Here is a 1148-nt window from a genome sequence, read left to right on the forward strand (position 1 = left end):
GTGCACGCGGGCACGCCAGCGCGGCTTTGGGATCTGGAATCGGCGCTCGCCACCGAAAGGCAGCGGCAGCACGAACGTCAGCATCTTGTGCGCATCGGGCAGTGACAGCACCACGTGGCTCGACGCGACGCGACGCAGCTCGGACGCCGCGGTGCGGAAGTCTTCATACGGCAGGTGCTCGAGCACCTGAAAAGCGGCAACCACGTCGTAGCTGGCGTCTGGCAGCGGGATCGCGGTGACGCTGCCCACGTGGGTGGGTTTGAGCGCCGGGTCGATGTCCATCGTCGCTGTTTCGCAGCCGAGCGTGCGCAGCAGCATGCTGTTGATGCCGGTGCCGACACCGACCTCGAGCACCGAGGCTGGCTTCAGCGCCAGCACCTCGCGCAATTGGTGCCAGTAGCTGCACCAGCGGCGGATGTCGACATAACGCTCGAACTGGTAGTGAGAAGCATCGACCTGCATCGTCGTCCGTGTCCGTGTGATTTTGGGAAGGAGCCGACTCAGGCCTGCGGCGGTGCGAGGCGGAGTTGCACCAGCTCGAGCAAGTCGTCGTGGACCGCGTCGGCCTGGGCGATGTCGGCGTCGCTCAAGGCATGCCCGCTGCGCACCAGAAAGTTTTGGCCGACACCGGCGGCGCGGCCCGCAGCCACGTCACCAGCCTTGTCGCCGACCAGGAACGAACGCGGCAAGTCCAGCTGTAGATCGTGCGCCGCTTGAAGCAGCATGCCAGGCGCCGGCTTGCGGCATTCGCAGGGCCCACGCATTGCTGGATCCGGGCTGCGCGGGTGGTGGGGGCAGTGGTAAATGCCATCCAGTTGAACGCCGGCTTCGGCCAGCAGGCCGCGCAAGTGCGTGTGCAGGCGCTGCATGTCGGCCTCGGTGTACAGGCCCAGTCCGATGCCGCCCTGGTTGGTGATCACGACCAGCGCGTGGCCCGTGCGTTGTAGCAGGGCCAGGGCATCGACCACGCMGGGCAGCAGCTCGAAGTCCTCGATCCGGTAGACGTAGTCGCGCTCGACGTTGATGACGCCGTCACGGTCCAGGAAGGCTGCCGGGCGCAGCGCGCTCACTGCGCCCACTCGTCGTAGCTGACGCTGGCGGTGCCGAACTTGCCGACCACGATGCTCGCGGCATGGTTGGCCCAGGGC

2 protein-coding genes are annotated in these 1148 nt (G+C 67.0%); both read right to left on the minus strand.

Features of this window, described 5'->3' with window-relative positions; all coding sequences use genetic code 11:
• Positions 1–462 (minus strand): class I SAM-dependent methyltransferase (locus AC1DYI_RS36405; RefSeq protein WP_477208949.1); only part of this gene is annotated, 462 nt, incomplete at its 3' end.
• Positions 463–500: 38 nt separating this feature from the next.
• On the minus strand, positions 501–1070 hold the full coding sequence (gene gmhB / locus AC1DYI_RS36410; protein WP_477208950.1) for a D-glycero-beta-D-manno-heptose 1,7-bisphosphate 7-phosphatase: 570 nt from the start codon (positions 1068–1070) through the stop codon (positions 501–503).
• Between the last annotated feature and the right edge of the window lie 78 nt (positions 1071–1148).

This window comes from Ideonella sp. P3_A4 (assembly GCF_056403075.1).